The organism is Nitratireductor sp. (genome assembly GCF_017794765.1).
Taxonomy (GTDB): Bacteria; Pseudomonadota; Alphaproteobacteria; order Rhizobiales; family Rhizobiaceae; genus Nitratireductor.
The window spans coordinates 3,209,878-3,231,774 of the sequence record NZ_CP051236.1; the positions used below are offsets into that span (position 1 = coordinate 3,209,878).

18 protein-coding genes are annotated in these 21,897 nt (G+C 58.5%); 8 read left to right on the forward strand and 10 right to left on the reverse strand.

Translation table 11 applies throughout. The annotated features are described in order from the left end of the window. Positions 1–139 precede the first annotated feature (139 nt). Positions 140–589: a GatB/YqeY domain-containing protein gene (locus tag HF949_RS15160; protein WP_292900236.1), complete on the reverse strand. Its 450-nt coding sequence runs from the start codon at positions 587–589 to the stop codon at positions 140–142. 394 nt (positions 590–983) lie between these two features. Between HF949_RS15160 and carA the strand changes: the two genes are divergently transcribed. Continuing rightward, positions 984–2,183, forward strand: a complete 1,200-nt coding sequence (gene carA / locus HF949_RS15165; RefSeq protein ID WP_292896637.1) for a glutamine-hydrolyzing carbamoyl-phosphate synthase small subunit — start codon at positions 984–986, stop codon at positions 2,181–2,183. Between the two features lie 53 nt (positions 2,184–2,236). On the opposite strand, the gene HF949_RS15170 is transcribed toward carA, so the two are convergent. The 3 genes from HF949_RS15170 to ypfJ form a co-directional block, all read right to left on the reverse strand. Further along, positions 2,237–3,748 (reverse strand): VWA domain-containing protein, encoded by a 1,512-nt coding sequence (locus HF949_RS15170; RefSeq protein WP_292896639.1) that lies wholly within the window; start codon positions 3,746–3,748, stop codon positions 2,237–2,239. A gap of 164 nt (positions 3,749–3,912) precedes the next feature. Beyond that, positions 3,913–4,428, reverse strand: coding sequence for a DUF2937 family protein (locus tag HF949_RS15175; protein WP_292896641.1), 516 nt, complete (start codon positions 4,426–4,428; stop codon positions 3,913–3,915). A 61-nt stretch (positions 4,429–4,489) separates the two neighbouring features. Further along, positions 4,490–5,413 carry a KPN_02809 family neutral zinc metallopeptidase gene (gene ypfJ / locus HF949_RS15180; protein ID WP_292900238.1) on the reverse strand — a complete coding sequence of 308 codons (924 nt, stop codon included), beginning with the start codon at positions 5,411–5,413 and terminating at the stop codon, positions 4,490–4,492. Between the two features lie 412 nt (positions 5,414–5,825). Between ypfJ and carB the strand changes: the two genes are divergently transcribed. Further along, positions 5,826–9,323, forward strand: coding sequence for a carbamoyl-phosphate synthase large subunit (gene carB, locus HF949_RS15185; RefSeq protein ID WP_292896643.1), 3,498 nt, complete (start codon positions 5,826–5,828; stop codon positions 9,321–9,323). 8 nt (positions 9,324–9,331) lie between these two features. Here the strand turns inward: carB and HF949_RS15190 are convergent, their stop codons facing one another. The 4 genes from HF949_RS15190 to HF949_RS15205 form a co-directional block, all read right to left on the reverse strand. Further along, positions 9,332–9,859, reverse strand: coding sequence for a hypothetical protein (locus tag HF949_RS15190; RefSeq protein ID WP_292896645.1), 528 nt, complete (start codon positions 9,857–9,859; stop codon positions 9,332–9,334). Positions 9,860–10,299: 440 nt separating this feature from the next. Beyond that, positions 10,300–11,109: an ABC transporter permease gene (locus HF949_RS15195; protein WP_292900240.1), complete on the reverse strand. Its 810-nt coding sequence runs from the start codon at positions 11,107–11,109 to the stop codon at positions 10,300–10,302. Beyond that, a complete protein-coding gene (locus tag HF949_RS15200; protein WP_292896647.1) occupies positions 11,109–12,116 on the reverse strand; it encodes an ATP-binding cassette domain-containing protein in 1,008 nt (335 codons plus the stop codon). Before HF949_RS15200 ends, HF949_RS15195 begins: the two co-directional genes overlap by 1 nt. Positions 12,117–12,280: 164 nt before the next feature. Continuing rightward, positions 12,281–12,781 carry a lytic transglycosylase domain-containing protein gene (locus HF949_RS15205; protein ID WP_292896649.1) on the reverse strand — a complete coding sequence of 167 codons (501 nt, stop codon included), beginning with the start codon at positions 12,779–12,781 and terminating at the stop codon, positions 12,281–12,283. Between the two features lie 244 nt (positions 12,782–13,025). Between HF949_RS15205 and HF949_RS15210 the strand changes: the two genes are divergently transcribed. The 3 genes from HF949_RS15210 to HF949_RS15220 all read left to right on the forward strand — a co-directional run bounded on the left by HF949_RS15210 (position 13,026) and on the right by HF949_RS15220 (position 14,689). Continuing rightward, a complete protein-coding gene (locus tag HF949_RS15210) occupies positions 13,026–13,619 on the forward strand; it encodes a methylated-DNA--[protein]-cysteine S-methyltransferase (protein ID WP_292900242.1) in 594 nt (197 codons plus the stop codon). 181 nt (positions 13,620–13,800) lie between these two features. Continuing rightward, entirely contained in the window at positions 13,801–14,058 is a 258-nt protein-coding gene (locus HF949_RS15215) for a hypothetical protein (protein ID WP_292896651.1), read from the forward strand. Positions 14,059–14,200: 142 nt separating this feature from the next. Then, the gene (locus tag HF949_RS15220) at positions 14,201–14,689 is read left to right on the forward strand and encodes a hypothetical protein (protein WP_292896653.1); all 489 of its coding nucleotides are present in this window, start codon (positions 14,201–14,203) and stop codon (positions 14,687–14,689) included. 88 nt (positions 14,690–14,777) lie between these two features. Here the strand turns inward: HF949_RS15220 and HF949_RS15225 are convergent, their stop codons facing one another. Continuing rightward, entirely contained in the window at positions 14,778–15,629 is an 852-nt protein-coding gene (locus HF949_RS15225; RefSeq protein WP_292896655.1) for an EAL domain-containing protein, read from the reverse strand. Positions 15,630–15,633: 4 nt separating this feature from the next. Beyond that, positions 15,634–16,554 (reverse strand): EAL domain-containing protein, encoded by a 921-nt coding sequence (locus tag HF949_RS15230; RefSeq protein ID WP_292896657.1) that lies wholly within the window; start codon positions 16,552–16,554, stop codon positions 15,634–15,636. A gap of 182 nt (positions 16,555–16,736) precedes the next feature. Between HF949_RS15230 and HF949_RS15235 the strand changes: the two genes are divergently transcribed. The 3 genes from HF949_RS15235 to HF949_RS15245 all read left to right on the forward strand — a co-directional run bounded on the left by HF949_RS15235 (position 16,737) and on the right by HF949_RS15245 (position 21,849). Continuing rightward, entirely contained in the window at positions 16,737–17,939 is a 1,203-nt protein-coding gene (locus HF949_RS15235) for a pyridoxal phosphate-dependent aminotransferase (protein ID WP_292896659.1), read from the forward strand. Between the two features lie 126 nt (positions 17,940–18,065). Further along, complete coding sequence (locus HF949_RS15240; protein WP_292896661.1) at positions 18,066–19,595, forward strand: putative bifunctional diguanylate cyclase/phosphodiesterase; 1,530 nt, start codon at positions 18,066–18,068, stop codon at positions 19,593–19,595. A 208-nt stretch (positions 19,596–19,803) separates the two neighbouring features. Further along, positions 19,804–21,849 carry an elongation factor G gene (locus tag HF949_RS15245; RefSeq protein ID WP_292896663.1) on the forward strand — a complete coding sequence of 682 codons (2,046 nt, stop codon included), beginning with the start codon at positions 19,804–19,806 and terminating at the stop codon, positions 21,847–21,849. The last annotated feature ends 48 nt before the right edge of the window (positions 21,850–21,897 follow it).

The following is a 21,897-nucleotide window of genomic DNA, read 5'->3' on the forward strand; positions in this document are numbered from 1 at the left end:
CCTGAAACCATCTGTGCTCTGTGGTAGCCCTTCCAGCAACTGGAAGGTCAAGCACGGCCCTTCGTTCCCTCTCCAACGAAAAAATGGCGGCTCGGTTGAGCCGCCTGCAAGTTTTTCTTAGAAAGAGCAGCCTACGCGGTCAGCGCAGCATGCCTTTGACAATGCCGCTGGCCTTGCCGAAATCCATGCGTCCCGGGAATTTTTCCTTGAGTACATTCATGCATCGGCCCATGTCCCGAAGCCCGTCTGCACCGACTTCATGAACCACTTGCGCGCAGGCCTGCTTCAGATCGTCTTCACCAAGCTGTTTGGGAAGGAACTCGGCAATAACTGCGATTTCCTCGCGCTCCTGCTCGGCAAGCTCCAGCCGGTTGCCCTCTTCAAAGGCTTTCGCGGATTCCTGCCGCTGCTTTGCCATCTTGGACAGAATCTGCAGAATTTCCTCATCGCTAACCGGGTCCTTGCCGGCTCCACGATTGGCAATATCGCGATCCTTGATCGCAGTCTGAACCAGACGCAGCGTTGAAATGCGGCGTTTGTCTTTCTGTTTGACGGCGTCGTTCAACGCCTTGGCGAGTTTCTCGCGCATCATAACACCTGTCTCCCGTCGCTGAGGACGAACATAGCTCCGGCCAAGTCACGAAGCAAGCGACAACGCCCCAATAAACCATTGGAAACATTGACATAAATAATTAGTTGCGAGCGATTGACCGATTTGCAGCCTTTGCCTATTGTCCGCGCCCTGCATGGACAATTTCCTTTTCGGCCTGAATCCGTCAGCTTTTGGCTTTCGCGCGGATCCAATTCGCTGGGGCATATGGCCCATGTGCGGCTGTCTTTCAAGTCCCCCATGCTCATCCCCCCTTGCGTTCGACGGCAAAAAGTGAGAACCGGTCAGCTCGCAGATCATGTTAAGGAAACCTGAAGCGCGCGCAGGCCTCTGCCCGCGATGGTATTCAGGCACACGAATGATGGAGACCCCAATGGCGACCAAAACCGCCCCCTGGAGCACGAGCCGGCCGACAGCCCTGATCGTGTTGGCCGACGGCACTGTGATCGAGGGAAAGGGCGTGGGAGCCGGCGGAGAGGCGATCGGCGAACTCTGCTTCAACACGGCGCTAACGGGCTATCAGGAAGTCCTTACGGACCCTTCTTATGCAGGCCAGATCGTCACCTTCACCTTCCCGCATATCGGCAATGTCGGGGCCAATGATGAAGACATTGAAGATCTTCATCCTGCCGCCCGCGCCGGCGCGGTCGGTGCCGTTTTCCGCGCTGATATCACCAACCCGTCAAATTATCGTGCGAGCGGCCACCTGGATGGATGGCTGAAGCGTCGCGGTATCGTTGCTATCAGCGGTGTTGACACACGTGCTTTGACAGCACTCCTGCGCGAAAAGGGGGCAGCGAATGCCGTCATAGCGCACGACTCCGAGGGAAATTTTGACATCGATGCCCTGAAGGCGAAGGCGCGTAACTGGAGCGGGCTTGTCGGGCTTGATCTGGCAAAAGAGGTCTCGTCGGGCCAATCGCAGGCATGGACGGAGACACCCTGGGTCTGGGATGAGGGTTTTCGCACTCAGGGAGCGCCGACCCATCACATTGTGGCGGTCGATTATGGTGCGAAGCGTAACATTCTACGCCTTCTTGCCGGCCTCGGAGCCAAAGTCACCGTGGTTCCAGCAAAGACAAGCGCAGCAGACGTTCTCGCCCTGCAGCCCGATGGCGTGTTTCTCTCCAATGGTCCGGGGGATCCGGCAGCCACCGCCGAATACGCCGTGCCGATGATCCAGGAGCTGCTGAACACCGAAATACCGCTTTTCGGTATCTGCCTCGGTCATCAGATGCTCGCACTCGCGCTTGGGGCGAAAACCGTCAAAATGCATCAGGGCCATCACGGGGCGAACCATCCGGTCAAGGATTTCACCACCGGCAAGGTCGAAATCGTCTCCATGAACCACGGTTTCGCGGTGGATGGCGACACTTTGCCGGAAGGCGTCGAGGAAACGCATGTTTCCCTCTTCGACGGAAGCAATTGCGGCCTGACAGTCGTCGGCAAGCCTGTCTTCTCGGTCCAGCATCATCCGGAGGCTTCACCCGGACCGCAGGATTCCCACTACCTCTTCCGTCGCTTCGCCAATCTCATTCGTGAGCGGCGTGGCGAACCAGCGCTCGCTGAGTAAGCAAAAAGGGCGGCTCCGAGGCCGCCCTTTCTTGTTCCAGAAATCCGCTTCGGTCAGGAAGAAAGACGCAGCTTGACGATCTGCTCGCCGATTTTGTCGAACACTTCCTTGAGCTGGCGACTGGATGGAGTGTCAAAATACTGGTCGGGCCGGCTCGCACAGGTGCGCATCATGTCGCCCGTGCCGGTGTCGCGGACCTCGAGCCTGATCGTGTAAATGTCGATACCGCTCTTTTTTGCAAAGTCACAGGCTTCGATTGTCTTTTCGTTCATCAGCCTCGTGGATTTGCTCGAACTTGCATTGACCTCTCCATCGAGGCGTCCCTCGACCATATAGCCAAAGCTCGTGTAGCGGGACCGGAGACGGTTGTTCAAGACGCCAAACGTGTTTGCACCGTCCGTCAGCACAACCATGACCTTAACCAGGCCATCCTCCGAATTCCCCGCAGGGAATGGTTCATCCGGCGAGAGGACGCGCGCCCCCCAGGAAACACCTTCCATGATGTTGGTGTTGCCCTCGGCCTCGAACTGCTTCACCTTCGACTTGAGCAACGCATAATCGTTGGTGAGCGGCGTCAGCGGCTCCGAACTGCACATGTAGTTTGGCCCCGGCGCGTCATCTTTGGGCTTGGGTTTCTTGCCACCCAGCACATTTCCCAGAAGATCGAACCCGTATTTTCCGACCTTCTTCACTTTGCCCAGAACACTATTGTCGAGGGGATCGACCGACGAATCGAGATAATCGTTATAAAAGCGCTCTGACCAATGCGTACCGGGTTCATCGATCGCAAATGCAGGAACGAAGAGGCTGGCCGGGTCCCGCCGATCCGCAGGTGTTGCCGCCACATCGTGCCGCGTGGTGCCATCGCGCATACGTGTCTCCACGCAGCCTTTCCACTGGTAGCCGAGACTGTTGTAGACATGGAAGCGGCTGATGCCTGTCTGAAGTTCGAGCTGAGGAACTTCACTCTCTCCGTAGAGATCAAGCCAGGGCGCCCCCGTCCCCTCCTTCATTTTCCCCTTTTCGTCGAACTCAGGCCCATATTGCGGCCCGACATTCACGAAGGTTGAAAAGGGAACGAGCGCAAAGCGGAGCCGATCCTTATTGTCAACCTGGGCTGAAATGTTGTCGATCATTTCCTCGACGGCTTTTTTCATGTCGCGCAGCTTGCTGCCCCGCATGGACCCGGTCGTATCGAGCACCAGCGCGATCTCATAAGAGACCAGAGCCACATCGGCCTGCGAAACTGCGTTGACCGGCATGGAACCCTTGCCGAATATCCCGCCAAACATCAGATCCACATCGACCTTGGCCGTGACGCGCACAGATCGACCATCGCGCTCGACTTTCAGCGCGTCGAAGCTTCTGTCCAGATTTCCCTTGAGATAATTGTAAGCGATGGAACTCGCTTCCAGGTCTGAGACTTTCTTGCCCTTTTGCGCCACCGCCAACGCCGCCGTATCAAGCGCATTCTGCAGTTCAGAGCGCACCCGGCTCATGTTCGAATAGTCGACGGCGAAGCCGGAAGCGCTGATCAGCGCCATAGCTGACAAGCCGGTCATCATTGCAAAATTACCAGACCTGTCAGCACCAAAACGCTGGCAAAGCCGCTTACCGGAACGCAAAAAGCGCCCAAACCGAGAAACCATGTTGCCCACCCAAGCTTTGTTTTGTTGGCGGCAAAATATTTCACGGGGTTTAAAAACGCGTTAAACGGGTAGTTGCAATTCTACACGCGAAGATTGCGCGTCGAGCGGCGTTGCCTCCGCCGAAACGGCAGACTGATCAGCCATGCGATTGAGAAACCCAGTATCATGCCCGCGCCGGCCCAGATAAATCCGTGCAACGTGATGGGTATTGCCGGCTCGAAATCTCTCAGGGCTCCCTGCAACACAGGACCGTCTGGCGCACGCGCAACAACCAGGGGTCTGAGCACAGGCATGGCTTCATCGAAAGCCTCGGACTGCCGCTCCAGATCACCCAATCGTCCGATCGCAGCGCGAACAGACCCCGCACGTTCCTGGAGAAACGCACTACCCGTCTTTTCATAGACCCGTATTGCACTTTCGCGGTTCAGGTTATTCTGGGCTGCATCTGCGTCGAAGGCTTCGACAACCTGCCTCAACTCATGCTGAGCACCGTTAAGCCGTTGTCGATACTGTTGGGAAAACTCGGGTGCCTGCGACGTAATCGAGCCGCAGACCACCGCCATAGCAAGGCTCAGTATTCTTCCTAATCCAAACATGTTCCAGTCCACCTCGTGCGTGGTAAGGGAACGACTGGTCCAGGTTTGGATAGGCTCTTTGCTAGATGGGCTCGTTGAAGGTATCGCAATCGGCCAGCCGTCCGCTCTTGAGCCCCCGCGCAAACCATGTCCTCCGCTGTTCGGAAGTACCATGGTTAAAGCTCTCCGGCACCACGTAACCCTGGGTGCGGCGTTGCAGCGTATCATCGCAGATCTGGTTGGCGGCATTCAACGCCTCTTCGATGTCTCCGTCATCAAGAAGGCCCTTCTGGGCGGTGAAATGTGCCCAGATGCCTGCGAAGCAATCCGCTTGAAGTTCCACGCGGATCGACATCGCATTCGCCTCTGCCTGGCTCATGCGTTGCCGCATTTGGTTGAAACGCGGCAGAATGCCGGTCACATTCTGCACGTGGTGGCCTACTTCATGCGCAACCACATAGGCCTGCGCAAAATCGCCCGAAGCATCAAAGCGGCGTGAGAGCTGATCGAAGAAGCCCAGATCAAGGTAAACCTTCTGATCGCCGGGACAATAAAACGGTCCCGTCGCTGCCGAAGCGAAGCCACAGGCTGAGCGCACGGAATCTGTGAAAAGAACCATCGACGGTTCCTTATAGTCGAGCCCCTGGGATTCGAATATGCCATTCCAGGTGTCTTCCGTTTCGGCCAACACGACACTCACGAACTGCTTCATCTCGTCGCTCGCGCCGCTTGGGATCTGCTGCTGCCCTGTCGTGGTCTGGCTACTGGCTCCCGGTTCACCGGACAGCATCTCCAGCGGATTGATGCCACAGGCACGCAAAGCGAAGAAAAGAACCACAAGCACAATGATACCGGATAGCCCGCCGCCGGCGCGCCGCCCCCCGCCTACGGGAAGCCTCACGCGACCGCCAGATCGACCGAATCCCCCGGGGAACATTCCCCCGTTTCCCGATCGACCCCTACGGTCCTCGACATTGCTGCTTTGGCGACGACCTTTCCAGCGCATGCGTAAAATTCCCAGTTGCTTCCAGTAGATACTAGTTATCGGCTTATACACCACAAGGCCAGAGGTTGTTTGCCCGCCTGCGCAACGGCAAGAGTGGCTGCCTTTCACCAGCTCAGCCCGTCGGGCAGCTCCAAGATCGCGCGAATGAAAGTATGGCGAAAGCCGGCTTGCGCGCTGGCTAGACCTCGTCTGTCAGATCTCCCGTCGACGACGACCACAACACACCCGGTTGAACGGATGCTCGCACCAGGAAACAGCCCTATGGCCACCAACAGCGTTGAAATCGTCATTTTCGGGGTTCCGTAAGTCCCACCCATTGCCTATAAGGCGCGCCTAGCCCGACAATTTTTGCCCGGCCTCCGCGCGGCATACGCCCGTGCGGCGTTCGGCTCACACGCGCGAGTGATCTTCCATGCCAAAACGCACCGACATCAAGTCGATCCTGATCATCGGGGCCGGCCCCATCGTTATCGGCCAGGCCTGCGAGTTCGATTATTCCGGCACCCAGGCCGTAAAAGCGCTGCGAGAAGAGGGTTATCGCGTCATCCTGGTGAACTCCAACCCGGCCACGATCATGACCGACCCGGAGCTCGCCGATGCCACCTATATCGAGCCGATCACACCGGAAGTCGTCGCCAAGATCATCGCCAAGGAACGGCCAGACGCACTGCTTCCCACCATGGGTGGCCAGACCGCGCTCAACACCGCGCTCAGCCTTCGCCGGATGGGCGTGCTGGAGCGATACAATGTCGAGATGATCGGTGCTCAGCCCGAAGCCATCGACAAGGCAGAGGATCGCTCGCTGTTTCGCGAAGCCATGGCCAAGATCGGGCTCGAAACGCCGCGCTCGATGCTCGCCAACGCCTCCGACGTAAAAAATGCCGACCGCCAGAAACATGAGGCAAAGCGCAGGGAGCTCAAGGAGAAATTCTCCGGCGACGCGCTCGATACGGCGCTGGACGATCTTGAAAACGAATGGAACCTCGGTGAGAGCGACCGCAAGCAGCGCTACATGAACCACGCCATGGGCGTGGCCGCCCAGGCGCTCGACTTTGTCGGTCTGCCTGCCATCATCCGCCCCTCCTTCACGCTGGGCGGCACGGGCGGCGGCATCGCCTATAACCGCGAAGAGTTCTTCGAGATCGTCTCGTCGGGCCTCGATGCCTCTCCCACCACCGAAGTCCTGATCGAGGAATCCGTTCTTGGCTGGAAGGAGTATGAGATGGAAGTGGTCCGCGACCGTGCGGACAATTGCATCATCATCTGCTCCATCGAAAACGTCGACCCGATGGGCGTGCACACGGGCGATTCCATCACCGTGGCCCCTGCCCTGACGCTGACGGACAAGGAATATCAGATCATGCGCAACGCATCGATTGCGGTGCTGCGCGAGATCGGTGTGGAGACAGGCGGCTCCAACGTACAGTTCGCTGTCAACCCGGAGACCGGCCGCCTTGTCGTGATCGAGATGAACCCGCGCGTGTCGCGCTCCTCCGCCCTCGCATCCAAGGCAACCGGCTTCCCCATCGCCAAGGTCGCCGCCAAGCTTGCCGTCGGCTACACGCTGGACGAACTGGAAAACGACATCACCGGCGGTGCCACACCGGCCTCCTTCGAGCCGTCAATCGACTATGTGGTGACGAAAATCCCGCGCTTTGCCTTCGAGAAGTTCCCGGGTTCGAAGCCGGTTCTGTCGACCGCCATGAAGTCGGTGGGCGAGGTCATGGCCATCGGCCGCACCTTTGCCGAGTCCTTCCAGAAGGCGTTGCGCGGTCTTGAGACCGGCCTTACCGGGCTCGATGAGATCGAGATTCCCGGCTACGATCCCGAAGGCGATCCGTCGGAAAACAAGAATGCCATCCGCGCCGCGCTCGGCACACCCACGCCCGACCGCCTACGCATGGTGGCCGAGGCGATCCGACTTGGCACCAGCCTCGAAGACGTCCATGCCATGTGCCGCATCGACCCGTGGTTCCTGGAGCAGATCGCGGCGATCCTCGCCATGGAAGAGCGTGTGCGCGAGCACGGCCTGCCGGAAGATGCAGAAAACCTGCGCCTCCTGAAGTCCATGGGCTTCTCCGATGCCCGCCTCGCCTCGCTTGCGAAGAAAGAGACGGAAGAGATTCAAAAGAAACGCCATTCCCTTGGCGTCCATCCCGTCTTTAAGCGCATCGACACCTGTGCGGCGGAGTTCGCGGCCCCCACCGCCTATATGTATTCGACCTATGAGTTGCCCTTCGCTGGCGCTGTGGCCGACGAGGCCCGCGTTTCCGACCGCAAGAAGGTGGTGATCCTCGGTGGCGGCCCCAACCGCATCGGCCAGGGCATCGAGTTCGACTATTGCTGCTGTCACGCCGCCTTCGCGCTGGCCGACGCCGGCTACGAGTCGATCATGGTCAACTGCAACCCGGAGACCGTATCCACCGACTACGATACCTCCGACCGCCTCTATTTCGAGCCGTTGACGCCCGAGGACGTTCTGGAAATCCTGCGCGCCGAACAGGCCGCCGGCACACTGCACGGCGTGATCGTGCAATTTGGCGGCCAGACGCCGCTGAAGCTTGCCGATGCGCTGGAAAAGGCCGGCATCCCGATCCTCGGCACCGCGCCCGACATGATCGACCTGGCCGAAGACCGCGACCGCTTCCAGAAGCTGCTCGTCAAACTCGGCCTGAAGCAGCCGAAAAACGGCATCGCCTACTCGGTGGAACAGGCCCGCGTCGTCGCGTCCGAACTCGGCTTCCCGCTGGTGGTGCGCCCGTCCTACGTTCTGGGTGGCCGCGCCATGCAGATCATCCACAACGAGACGATGCTGCAGACCTACCTGCTCGACACGGTGCCCGGCCTCGTGCCCGAGGAAATCCGCCAGAAGTATCCGGCCGACAAGACCGGCCAGATCAACACGCTTCTTTCGAAGAACCCGCTTCTCTTCGACACCTATCTGACCGAAGCAGTGGAAGTGGATGTGGATTGTCTGTCCGATGGCAGCCAGACCTATGTTTCCGGCATCATGGAGCATATCGAGGAAGCCGGCATTCATTCCGGCGACTCTGCCTGCTCCCTGCCGGTGCACTCTCTCGACGAGGGCCTTGTCGCAGAACTGGAGCAGCAGACAGCCGCGCTCGCACGCGCGCTGAAGGTCGGCGGGCTGATGAACGTGCAGTATGCGGTGAAGAACGGCGAAATCTACGTGCTCGAGGTCAACCCCCGCGCCTCGCGCACGGTGCCCTTTGTCGCCAAGACCATCGGCCGCCCCATCGCCAAGATCGCCGCCCGGATCATGTCGGGCGAGACGCTGGAAAATGCCTTCGCCCATTACGGCACCATGCCGAATGCGCGCGACCTTGGCCATATCGCGGTCAAGGAAGCCGTCTTCCCCTTCGCTCGCTTCCCCGGCGTCGACACGCTGCTTGGACCCGAGATGAAATCCACCGGCGAGGTGATGGGTCTCGACACCAACTACGCGCTCGCCTTTGCCAAGGCGCAGCTCGGTGCTGGCGTAGACCTGCCACGTGAAGGCACACTGTTCGTCTCCGTGCGCGATGATGACAAGGCCCGCGTCCTGCCGGCGGTCAAGCGGCTCGCCGACGCCGGATGGCATGTTCTGGCCACCGGTGGCACCGCCCGTTTCCTGCGTGAGAACGGCATAGAGGCGGAGAAGATCAACAAGGTTCTGGAAGGTCGACCACACATCGAGGACGCCATCCGCAACCGTCAGGTCCAGCTCGTCTTCAACTCGACGGACGGTCAGAAGGCCATGTCGGACTCAAAGTCGTTGCGTCGTGCCACATTGATGCAGAAAGTGCCCTACTACACCACCATGGCAGGTGCGGAGGCCGCCGCCGAGGCAATCGTTGCTCTCAAGGCGGGTAGTCTCGAGGTGCGCCCGCTGCAGAGCTACTTCCTCTAGGCAGCCTGTCAGAACTTGCTCAGCCGCCGCGCCTGAGGCTTGGCGGCGGCTGCAGCCTTCCTCGTTCTCCACGCCACATGCAAGCGCTCGGTGTGCTGACACCACCGACCGGAAAAGCATGACTCTGGCTGTCTCCCATACCCTTCCTTGATCACAGGCATTCGCCACGGCGAACGCGATAGAAACGCGTTGTCGAATAGATAAAGTTCGACTGGATAGCCGCCGTAAACATCGATAAATGACATATAAACAGCGGCACATAAAGCAGAACATCCAGATATATACGAAGTAAACAATAAACCAGTGCCGAGTGTGAAAACTGAACGTCGAGAGCATTCGAACGACGTTGGTAAAACTGGAATATCGGCGCGTTTCCCGCGCCTTTGAAGCAAGATTTCAGAGCTATGCATTTTAAAGCTCTGCGCGCATTTTTGAGCACCAGGGATTTTTGCGATGAAGCCCTTTTTTAGATTTGCTCTGCCGCTTGCGGCGTTGTCGGCTGTGGTGGCCGCCTGCTCGGATCTGGCATCGCTCAAGGAACGGATTATTTCCTTCCCTGCGTCGGAACTCGAGTGGATCGAGATCCCGGATTCGGGTGGCATACGATATGCCAATGTTCGCGGCGACCTTGCAGGCGCGGCCCCTTACGAGGCCTTTGTTCTGTATCCCGCCGGGAAGGACAACCCGCATCACTATCACACCCGATCCATCCGGACCGTGGTTGTGCAGGGCACGTTTTTCATTGTGGTCGACGGCAGGCGGACGGTGTACCCGAAAGGCTCGTATTATGAGTTGCCTGGACACCTGAGGCACTTCAGCGGTTGCGCTGAGGGCATCGACTGCCTCCTTTTCCAGTATCAGGACAATGGGTTTGACCTTGTCCCATACCGCGATGAGAAGGAGGCTCGTTCACTCAAGTCCGAGCGCGCCCTCCCAAAGGGGGCGCGCTCTATTTCTTCGCTCAGGGGTACGCCCGCTAATTGCGCCGGTAAAGCCACAAAACAAGCGGAGACAAAACGAGTGTCAAAAGCACCGGCGCAGTCAAAGCAAGCATCACATCGCCTGCTGTGGCCGTTCCGCTCATCAGCCCCCTCAGGGCCGTCGCCATGTGCGTCACCGGGTTCCGCACAACAAATGCTTCGAGCCATCCCGGCATCGTCTCGGGACGCACCATGATGTTGGAAGCGAATACCAGCGGAAAGATGAAGGTGAAACCGATGGTCATGACCGTCATTGGCGTGCGGATCAGCAAGCCAAGTACGATGAAAATCCAGCCGACGCCAAAGCCTATGGCGATTAGCAGCATAAAAGAAAAAAGAACGCCCAGGATCCCTGCTTCCGGCCGATAGCCCAGCACAAGTCCAACGCTCAGGATAATCAAGCCTGCAATCGTATGGCGCAGGACATCCCCGGCCATAAGCCCTGCGAAGGGCGAAAGAGACCAGATCGGCAATGACCGAAAACGTTCAAACAATCCCTTCGACAGATCTGTCGAAAGTCCCATTCCGGAGTAGACCGAGTTGAACACGACGGTCTGAACAAGGATTCCGGGGAGGAAGAACTGGAGATAGTCGCTCGTCGAACCTGCCAGTGCACCGCCGAAAACAAAGGTGAAGAGCAGCGTGAACATGAGCGGCGTCATGATCAGGTCAAACAATTGCTCTGGCACATGCTTGAATTTCAACACCGCACGCCAGCCGAAGGTCAGAGCATTGGCAACTGCGGACGGTCGGGGCGGCCGGGGCGCGTGGGATAACATCGCAGGGCCAGTCTCTACAGAATTCATCATGCCTCTCCCGCCGTTTCTCCGTCCACCGGCTGTCCGGTCAGGGCGAAAAACACCTCATCGAGACTGGGGGAACCCATCGAGAAATCGGAGAGTTCTATTCCTGCTGAAATCAACAGCCCCAGCGCCTCATTGGCGGCTTTGGTCGATCCGGCCACCACGGAAAGCTGAGCGCCTTCGGCGCTGCGTTGAACAGGCGCCCCCAGGACCTTCTCCAAAATTGCTTCCGCTTCGTCCAGTCGCTCATGATCGCCAAGGGCAACGTGCAGGAAACCGGAGCCGATGGCCGATTTGAGCTCCCTGCTCGTCCCTTCAGCGATCTTTCGGCCACGATCGATCACTGCGATACGCGCGGCCAACTGATCCGCTTCTTCGAGATACTGGGTGGTCAGCAATATCGTCACACCGGATTGAGCTAGAGAGCGGATCATTTTCCACACACCTTGCCGCGCTTTAGGATCAAGACCGGTGGTTGGCTCGTCGAGAAACAGAACGCCCGGCGTCACAATCAGCGACGCCGCAATGTCGAGCCGTCTCCGCATCCCGCCGGAGTAGGATTTGACCTGCTTTCTGGACGCGTCCGAAAGTTCGAAGGCTGCAAGCAGTTCATCCGCCCTCGCCTTGGCGGCGCTCACTGAAAATCCCCAGAGACGCGCGAGCATGACAAGGTTTTCCCGCCCCGTCAGGTCTTCGTCGAGCGAGGCAAATTGCCCGGTCAGCGCGATAGTCCCCCTCACCGCCTGTGGATTGGAAACAACATCGTGCCCCATGACGGACGCAGAGCCGCCGTCCGGACGCGCGAGTGTTGCAAGCAGACGGATCAGCGTTGTCTTTCCCGCTCCGTTTGGCCCCAGAATGCCGAAGATCATGCCACGCGGAACATCCAGATCGATGCCGTCCAGCGCGGGAACAGACCCATAGCGCTTGGTCAACCCGCGCACGGAAATCGCCAGGGACGGCAAATCGGGGGCGATCGCCTTGGCGCTCACCGGCTTCATATCATTCATCTGCAATCCTCCGGGGCAGCCAGTTCCCGCACGTTCCCATGACTGCAGGAAAGAGCCGCTGAGCGGCATCCAACAGCGCGCAGACATACACCAATCGGAGGTTTGTCAGAACTGGTTTATCACGTCGCCTCAAAGCCTGCTGACAGCTCCCGCCGAAGCCGGGCTCAGTTGCGCAGGCCGGTTTCCCGGAGCAACCCTTTGCGTTTGGCATCGTAGTAATAACCGCTGGCATAGAAGCGCACCGCACGATCTTCGTTTCGATCGGCCGTAATGTAGGCGCCTCGCAGATATTTGACGGCATATTTGAGATTGGTCTCCGCATCCAGCAAACCGGATGCAGGGCCGCGATATCCCATGGTTTGAGCCGTATCGTGCCGGATCTGCATCAGCCCCCAATAGATGCGATTGCGCGCTGAGGGATCGAAATTGCTCTCTCGTCTGACAACCCTGCGCACCAGCCGCTCAGGCACCTCATAGATGGCTGCGTAGCGAGCGATCAGCGAATCGAGCTCGGCGCTCCGCGGCGCCACCGGCTCCACGCTCGCCCCGGCCTCCAATGCCGTGAGCGCAGCGGAAGGCGGGCGTTGACCTGCGAACGCGTCCGGGCTGACATCCTCGTCCGAGATCGCGGCGTCCTGTTCTGCAACCAGGCTATTCGCAATCACAGCTGCATCAGCAGAACTCTCGACGTTATCGGCTTTTGCCTGACCTTCGCTCCCGGTCGTTGCGCAACCGGCCATGGAGGGCAAGGCAAGTAAAAGACCGGCGACCAGAAAACGGGAAAACAACGGCAAGGTACATTCCTTCAATCAGATCACCCCCACCCGCGCGCCTTCTATCGTGCAATGCAAAGCGTGGCAATCTCATGTCAGGACCGTGCCCGTTCACTCTTCGTGCCATAGTGTTTCCATGCTAAATGTGTCTCCGAAAGCAGTGGGATCAGTGCCCGTGTCATTCGGTGGTTATCAGGTGTTCGAAACAGCTTTCGGCTTCTGCGGTGCAGGCTGGAGCGAAGCCGGACTTGCTCGCTTCATTCTTCCTGCACCGGATGCAGGATCGATTGAACGGCTCCTGAAACGTCGATTTCCCGATGGCAATGCTACACAACCAACAGGCGCCCTCGCAAACCTCGCCGTGGCCGTAAGGCGCTATTTCGATGGTGTTCAGCAGGACTTTTCCAGGGTTCCTCTCGATCTCTCCGGCATTAGCCCGTTTCATCAGACGCTATACACCGCTATGCGTGGGCTTTCCTACGGTGAAACAACGACTTATGGAGCACTCTGTGAAAGTGTAGGATTCCCGAAAGCCACCCGGGAAACGGGTGCAGCCATGGGCAAAAACCCCATCCCCCTGATCATCCCCTGCCATCGCGTGCTTGCCGCAGGTGGCAAGATTGGCGGTTTCTCCGCCCATGGCGGCATAACGACGAAGCAAAAAATGCTTGCCCTGGAGAACGCCCGCTCGCCCAATGCCGACGAGGCGCAGGGGACGTTTGCATTCTAGTGCCGGTTGAACCGCACATCTTGCACTCAAGCGAGGCGCGCGCATAATAAATGCGATTCGGATGGCCCCGGTGATTAGCGGGGACAGCCACAATCTCGCCGCCAATCGGTCGATTTATCGGCGGTATTTCTGTTCAGCGTTGGGTTCGTTGCGTCCGTGATTTTCAACCGGCGGGAATTCCATGCTTCAGTCTGCCGATAACAGCATCAAACATCGCCTCATTGAGCCAACGGCGATGATTACAGAGGTCAAACGCCTTGTCGCACAAGGCGTAGAGATGGATCAGATTGCTCCCGAACTCTCGAAACAGTTCTATATCGACATTGATCTTCTCAACGCAGTTTTGCGGGTGATGCGCAAGAAAATGCTGGAACGCAAATCGAAAGAGAGCGCCGCAAAGCAGGACACGACCGGCACCAATGACAGGGCGGCAGCCTGAAGCACAGCGACACGGTTTTCGCGAAATTTGTCTTGAATTTTACCGGTCCTGAACACTGATTCAAAATCCCTCTCTGGTAGCAATTGCCAATCAAACACAACCAATTGCACAGATTTGAACCAGAACCAGGAGAGGACGCATCGTGCTGATCGGAAACTTGAACAAACTGCCTCTATTCGACAGGGTCAGGCCACCGGCAAACCAACCTGATCCTCAGGAACCGGCTTCGCCGCCCAACGAGGCAACCCAACCGGAACCGAGCGATGATCAGCCGAAAGGCTCGAGCGGCAGTTCGAACCCGTCAAATCCTCCAACGAGTACGTCGCCAGGCGCGTCCAGTGGCACCACACCGGTAAATGACCAGTACCGGCTGTCTTCGCTGAGCACCCCTCGCGACGAACCGAAAGAGGTCGTCTCGATCGAGGCTTGGGCCAGGCGTGCGGCACTTGAAGTGCAAAAGCATGAACAGTTCGCATCAATGCTCCAGCGCATTGCCAAGCCGGAAGCGGCGGCACAAATCGCTCTCCTTCAAAATGATCCCGAAGGCAAGGCCGATCTGCGCTCCGTGACTGCCGCCTACGGCGAAAACCAGGATACGGTTTCGGCCGCAAACAGCAATTCTGAAAACTAGATAATGGATCAGGGCCCGACAGGTTCGGGCCCTGGTCTTTGAAACGATGTCTGGAAGCGCCGCCTGATCAAACCCGTCCAGACTGACTTCACGCCAAAGAAACGACAACCGTCTCAGGATCGCGGAAAATACGACCTATATCCAGCGGCCGCACATCCACGATCGAACCCGCTTCTTCTGGTCTGGCCAGCAGTTCGCCCTGAACCAGATCGGCCCCAACGGTTAGTGCCGCCAGAAGATGGGCCGGGCTCTCAAGCCCTTTTACAAGAACTTCAGCGCCCCCATTCTTGAGGCTTTCAATTACCTGACGCATCAGCCGCAAAGCGGCGCTCACATCAGAAACACGACGAAACCACGAGCCATCGACGCTGACAATGCGTGGCTGGAAACGCTTTATCGCCTCAATCGCCTGTGTATTCACCCCGAACCCTTCAACCGCGAGGCCCGCGCCCGCCGCTCCCAACACTGCCAGGATGCGCTCGAGGACATTTAAATCGCAAGTTTCGACGTTGGGGACGCTGCACACCAGAGACCTTGGAGGAAAGCCGGCCTCTGCAAGCCGTGCAAAGGTGAGAGCAAGATGCTCCAGTGCCACCTCCCCGCAAAGCAGGGAATGTCCGAACGGCACGTGCAGGGAAAGGTTGTCATGTCTGGCGTGATGACGATTTCCGATGTGCATGAGATTGCAGAGCGACAGAACATCGGCCTGTGCGTCAAGATCGACAGAGGCAAGAAACTCATGCCTCTCTATTGGCCGAAAGTTGAGCAAGGGCAACACAGATGCCTCCAGCCCCTCGGGCATCAAGAAGTCGGACGCAACGCGGAAAATCGGCTGATAAACGGTGCGAAGCCGATATGCGCCGTAGACCCCTGTTTCCAGGCCGACCTCGTCCACTACAATCGTGGCCGCCGCGGGCCTGGGGATCGATTGCCCACTCATAGTGTCAGGATCCGCGGCGCCCGAAGGTGCGCCCGCTGCGATTGGACGGAACGTCCCCTTTGGTCTTTTCGACCTTGCCACGTTCAAGGTGTTCCACGGTCCCCGCCAGCGCCCGCCTTCGCTCACTCTCGCGTGCCGCCTCGAATTCCGCAAAAGCGCCCGGAGCCAGCTGTGGCCGGGCGAGCGCAAACCCCTGCACCATGGAGACACCGCAACTTTCGGCAAGTTCAAGCTGTTGTCCGGTTTCAATACCTTCGAAAACGGTGCGGATACCCTTGTGTGCAAACGCGCGCACCATATCGGTCAGCATCGCGACGCCAGGAGCTGACGAAAGGAGACGACCGGTCCAGGCACCATCGAATTTGACGATATCGGGCCCGAGCGCCTCGATCCGCTTCAGATCTGAGCTGTCGGCTCCGTAATCATCCACCGCAACCCGGTGCCCATATCCCTTGAGCGCCTGCACAAATCTGATGAGCGTTTCATCGGAGCCCGTTTCCTGCTCGGTGATCTCACAAACGACACGCTCCGCCGAGATACCGGCTTCGCTCAAGACGCCCTGAACATCCTGCAGCGCGCTCGCCGCTGAGGCGGCATCCACAAAATGCGACGGGTCGAAATTGACAAAGAGCGAGGCCGTTTCGCTAAAACTGACGCCCGCATTCAATAAATGCAGTGTTCTTGCCAGTGTTTCGACCTGAAAACGATCGATGTCGGGAATGCTGGAGAAGAAAATGCCCGGCCCCACAGGATGCTCGTCTCGGAAAGGACGGATCAGCCCTTCATAAGCGCTCACGAGAAGACGGCCCTCACGAAAGGAAAAGATCGGCTGAAAAGCCGATTTCAGTGTATAGCCGCCCCAGATACCCACAGCGGTCCCGTCGTCCTGGCGGGCGATGTGGCCGAGGCCGATGCTGCGCGGCATGCTGCGCTTCCTTAAGACTCTTTATTCATGACGGTGAAAATGCCATCCAACGCCTTTATTCGCCGTTAACGACTGGTTTAACGCCGCAAACTGGCTGGCCGCTTGCGATTTTTCCCATGATCGGACATGAAGGATCACGCTGATGCTCAGCGTAATTCTCACAGGAACCGGAGTCCTCCATTATGGCTTTCCTTGCCGATGCCCTTTCACGCGTAAAACCCTCCGCAACCATCGCGGTTTCCCAGAAAGCGCGCGAACTCAAATCCCAGGGCCGTGATGTGATCGGTCTTGGTGCAGGCGAGCCGGACTTCGACACGCCGGAGAATGTGAAAAAGGCGGCAATCGAAGCCATCAACCGCGGTGAGACGAAGTACACACCCGTCTCCGGCATCCAGCCCCTGCGCGAGGCGATCGCAGCCAAATTCAAGCGCGAAAACAACCTCGATTACGACTGGAAGCAGACAATTGTCGCCACCGGCGGCAAGCAGGTGCTGTTCAACGCGATGATGGCGACCCTCAACGCCGGCGACGAAGTGGTCATCCCCAGCCCCTATTGGGTGAGTTACCCGGAGATGGTGTCCATCTGCGGCGGCACGCCGGTAGCCGCTGAAACCAGCATTGAGAACGGCTTCAAGCTCACCGCCGAGGCATTGGAAAAGGCGATTACGCCTAAGACCAAATGGCTGATCATGAACTCACCATCCAACCCCTCGGGTGCAGCCTATACGGCTGAGGAGCTCAAGGCGCTGGCCGAGGTTCTTCTCGCCCATCCCAACGTGTGGGTGCTGACAGACGACATGTACGAGCACCTGACCTACGGCGATTTTAAGTTCCACACCATCGCCGAAGTGGAACCGAAGCTCTATGAGCGCACATTGACAATGAACGGCGTCTCCAAGGCTTACGCCATGACAGGCTGGCGCATCGGATATGCGGCTGGGCCCATCGAGCTCGTCAAGGCCATGGACATGATCCAGGGCCAGCAGACTTCAGGTGCCTGCAGCATCGCTCAATGGGCCGCCGTGGAAGCTTTGAATGGTCCGCAGGATTTTGTATCCAGGAACAAGGCGATCTTTCAGGGCCGCCGTGATCTCGTCGTGTCGATGCTCAACCAGGCAAGGGGCATCAAATGTCCGGTCCCCGAAGGCGCATTCTACGTTTACCCGTCCTGCGCCGAACTGATTGGCAAAACGGCACCGTCAGGCAAGACGATCGAAACCGACGAGGATTTCGTATCGGAGCTTCTTGAGGCGGAAGGTGTGGCGGTTGTGCACGGCTCGGCCTTCGGCCTCGGGCCCAATTTCCGCATCTCCTACGCCACGTCCGAGACTCTGCTCGAAGAAGCCTGCAACCGCATCCAGCGTTTCACGGCTTCACTGAAGTAGGCGCCCGCTCTATAGCCTCACTATTGCGCCGCAAAATATTTTCTCGCGGTGCAATAGTCTTAACGCACTCTTTAAGCTTCTCATTGTTCTCTCGTTTTCCAAGGGTTTCGGGGAGACACCAGGGGCATGAGCATCCTCTCCACCGTTCGCCGCAATGGCGCGCGTGTTTACATAGGCGTACAAGCGCTTTTGATCACAGCAACGGCGCTCATCGCCGTGGCATATTTCATGGTGCCACGCGAAAGTGGCATGCCAAACTGGCTGCTGCTCACCTGCTTCGTGCTCAGCGCGACGGGTCTTGGCCTGCTTGAATACCTCAAACGCACTGTTTCCGATCAGCTCAAGGACGCCGTGCGCATCGAGGCCGAGCGCACGCGACTGACCGAGAATGATCTTCTTACGGGCGCCCTCACCCGAGGCCGTTTCCTGGACGAACTCAGCGCCAGCATCGGCACACTTTCAAAGCCCCGCCGCATCATGCTGCTGCTCGTTGATCTTGACCATTTCAAGCAGCTCAATGACGGATTCGGACATCAATTTGGAGATCAGGCGCTCGCCCATCTGGTCGCATGCGCGAAACACTGTTTCCCCGATTGCACCATTGGTCGGCTGGGCGGTGACGAATTTGCGATACTGATGTACGGCAACGACCTCGAACGCTGTCGTCTACGCGCCGAAAAACTGCTCACAATGCTTCAACAGGGCCGTGTTTGCGAGGGACACCAGATACCACTGGGCGCATCGATCGGCATTGCCGTCGCACCGGAACATGCAAGCAGCCCCAAAGAGCTTCCTTTGCTGGCCGATCTTGCACTGTATGAGAGCAAGGGAGCCGGCCGCGGACGCATAACCGTGTTCGATCCCGATATGCTCTCTGAAAAACGCCAGCGCCGCTTTATGGAGCGCGAATTGCGCGCAGCGGTCTATCTCAACGAACTCGAACTTCACTACCAGCCCCTGACCGACGCGGAGCGCAACTGTACGGCTCTGGAAGGCCTGGTGCGCTGGCGTCATCCTGTGCGCGGCATGATCTCACCTGCCGAGTTCATACCTGTTGCCGAGAGATCCAACCTGATCGACATGGTCGGCGAGTGGGTTTTCCGCCGCGCATGTCTCGATCTCGATCATCTGTCATGTGGACGCATCAGCATCAATGTCTCCGGAGAGCAGCTCAAGCGCGATGGCCTCGTGCACATGCTGGACCGCGTGCTGCATGAAACGGGCACGGCCGCCAACCGTTTTGTTCTCGAGATCACCGAGACCGTCGCCACGGCGGCTACGCCCGAAATCATCGCCCGTATCGAACGGCTGCGTGGGATGGGATTCCACATCGCGCTGGATGACTTTGGAACCGGCCATTGTGGCTTCAACTACATCAAGACGCTGCCGATCGACTCAATCAAGATCGACCGCAGTTACATCCGCAATCTCGGACATGATCGTATCGCTCAGGTCTTTGTCTCTGCGCTAACGCAGATCGCTCGCATTCAGGGCCTTACGATCGTGGCTGAGGGGATCGAAACCGAAGCCGAGTTCGATCTTGCACGCGCTGCCGGTTGCAACCGCTTCCAGGGCTATTTCCTCGGGCGACCGCAGGCCGCCCCAATGCTCCTGCGCAGAACCGCCCATATCGAACCGCTCGCCTTGAGCGCTTGAGAACCTCTTGCCCAAAACTCAAAGCCATGTGACGATATTCGTCGGAAAACGTTGGCGCATCGGCTTGTGAGTGCCGAAAGCGGGTTCTTCAAGGGCGGAGAATGCTCCTGATCATCCGTCTACGCGTCACGACCGCGCGACGGCCGCTCTGGCCGGCCGCCGCTCATGAAACGTGTACGGGTAAACGCGTGTGAGGAGGCCGCCGACCATGGGAAAACGTTCGGGAGAGAGAAGCCGCGGACCGAAGTGCATTGCCATTGTCGGTCCGTTTGCAAGTGGCAAGACAACTTTGCTCGAAGCCATTTTGGAGCGCACCGGCGCCATAACCAAACAGGCAGGTACCGGGTCCGGAACGGTCGGCGATCATTCCGCCGAAGCCAAGGCGCATCAGATGAGTGTCGAGGCATGCGTCGCCACCACTCGCTTTCTCGATGAAAGTATTACTTTCGTGGATTGTCCCGGCTCAATCGAATTTGCCTATGAGGCAGATCCGATTCTTACCGCAGTCGACATGGCCATCGTCGTCACCGAACCCGACGAGAAGAAAATTCCGGCCCTTCAGCTCACCCTCCATCGGCTCGACGAGCTCGGCATCCCGCGCATGATCTTCCTGAACAAGATCGAGCACGCCACCTTGGGCGTGCGCGACATGTTGAAGATGCTGCAACCGACCAGCGACACCCCACTGCTTTTGCGCCAGATTCCTCTGCGCAAGGACGGCATCGTCATCGGGTCCATCGATCTCGCGCTTGAACGCGCCTACATCTACCGTGAGCACGCAAGCAGTGAGATCGCACCCATTTCCGACGATGACAGGGCACGCGAGGTCGAGGCACGCTTCTCCATGCTTGAAACTCTGGCAGACCACGATGACAGGCTTATGGAGCAACTGCTTGAGGAGATAGAGCCGCCCCGCGATGCGATTTTCGACGACCTGGCCGCCGATCTGCGTTCCGGTTCGGTGACGCCGGTGCTGATCGGGTCAGCAGAAAAAGGCAACGGCATATTGCGGCTTCTGAAGGCAATCCGGCACGATGCTCCGGATGTTGAAGCGACATGGGAGCGGCTTGGTCTCGACATTACTGGTGAAGCCGTGCTCCAGGTGATAAAAACAATCCATACACCGCATGGTGGCAAGCTGTCCGTCTCACGTGTTCTTTCCGGCTCAGTCGGCGATGGTGTGGAACTGCGCAGCGACCAGACTGTCGACAAGGTTTCCGGTCTCTACACGCTGCTCGGGCGCGAACAAACCAAGGTCACGAAAGCGGAAGCTGGCGAGACGATTGCTCTCGGCAAACTTGAGGGGGTAAAGACAGGGGACACGCTGACCACAGCCAGGACACCGCATCCACCTCTCCTCAAACTCGAGAGCCCTCACCCTGTTTATTCGGTTGCGGTACATCCAACCGAACGCAAAGACGAGGCAAAGCTCTCCCTCGCCCTGCAGAAGCTCACCGAGGAAGACCCGTCACTCGGCCTCGAACAAAGGCAGGAGACGGGGGAAACCGTGCTGTGCGGACAGGGCGAAATGCATCTGCGCGTCACTCGCGAGCGCCTGGAAGGCAAATACCAGATCCCCGTGGATACGGCAGTGCCGAGCGTTGCCTATCGCGAAACGATCCGCAAGGGCACCACAAAGCGTGGCCGGCACAAGAAGCAATCGGGCGGTCACGGCCAGTTCGGCGATGTTGTGCTCGAGATACGCCCCCTGCCCCGCGGCTCCGGTTTCGAGTTCACCGACACGATCACCGGTGGCGTCGTTCCGAAGCAATACATACCCTCGGTCGAAACGGGCGTTCGCGACTATCTCAAGTCCGGTCCGCTCGGGTTTCCCGTCATAGATCTCGCCGTCAACCTCTCGGACGGTTCCTACCATTCGGTGGATTCCTCAGACATGGCGTTCCAGCTTGCCGGGCGACTTGCCATGAAGGAAGGGCTTGGCGAGTGCTCACCTGTTCTCCTGGAGCCCGTCCTCAGGGTCGAGGTCTACACGCCGTCAGACGCCACTGCCCGCATCACCGCTATCCTGTCGCAACGGCGCGGACAGATTCTCGGCTTCGATGCGCGTCCCGGCTGGACAGGTTGGGACATCGTAGAGGCGACGATCCCCGCATCCGAAACCGGCGATCTGATCATCGAACTACGATCCGCCACGGCAGGCGTCGCCAGCTATCGCGCCACGTTTGATCACATGGCCGAATTGACCGGGCGCCTGGCGGATGCGGCGATGAGCGCGCAGGGCAAGGCTGCTTGATGAGAGCATCAACCGGAAAGATCGCCACGCAATCGTGAAGCGCCGTGA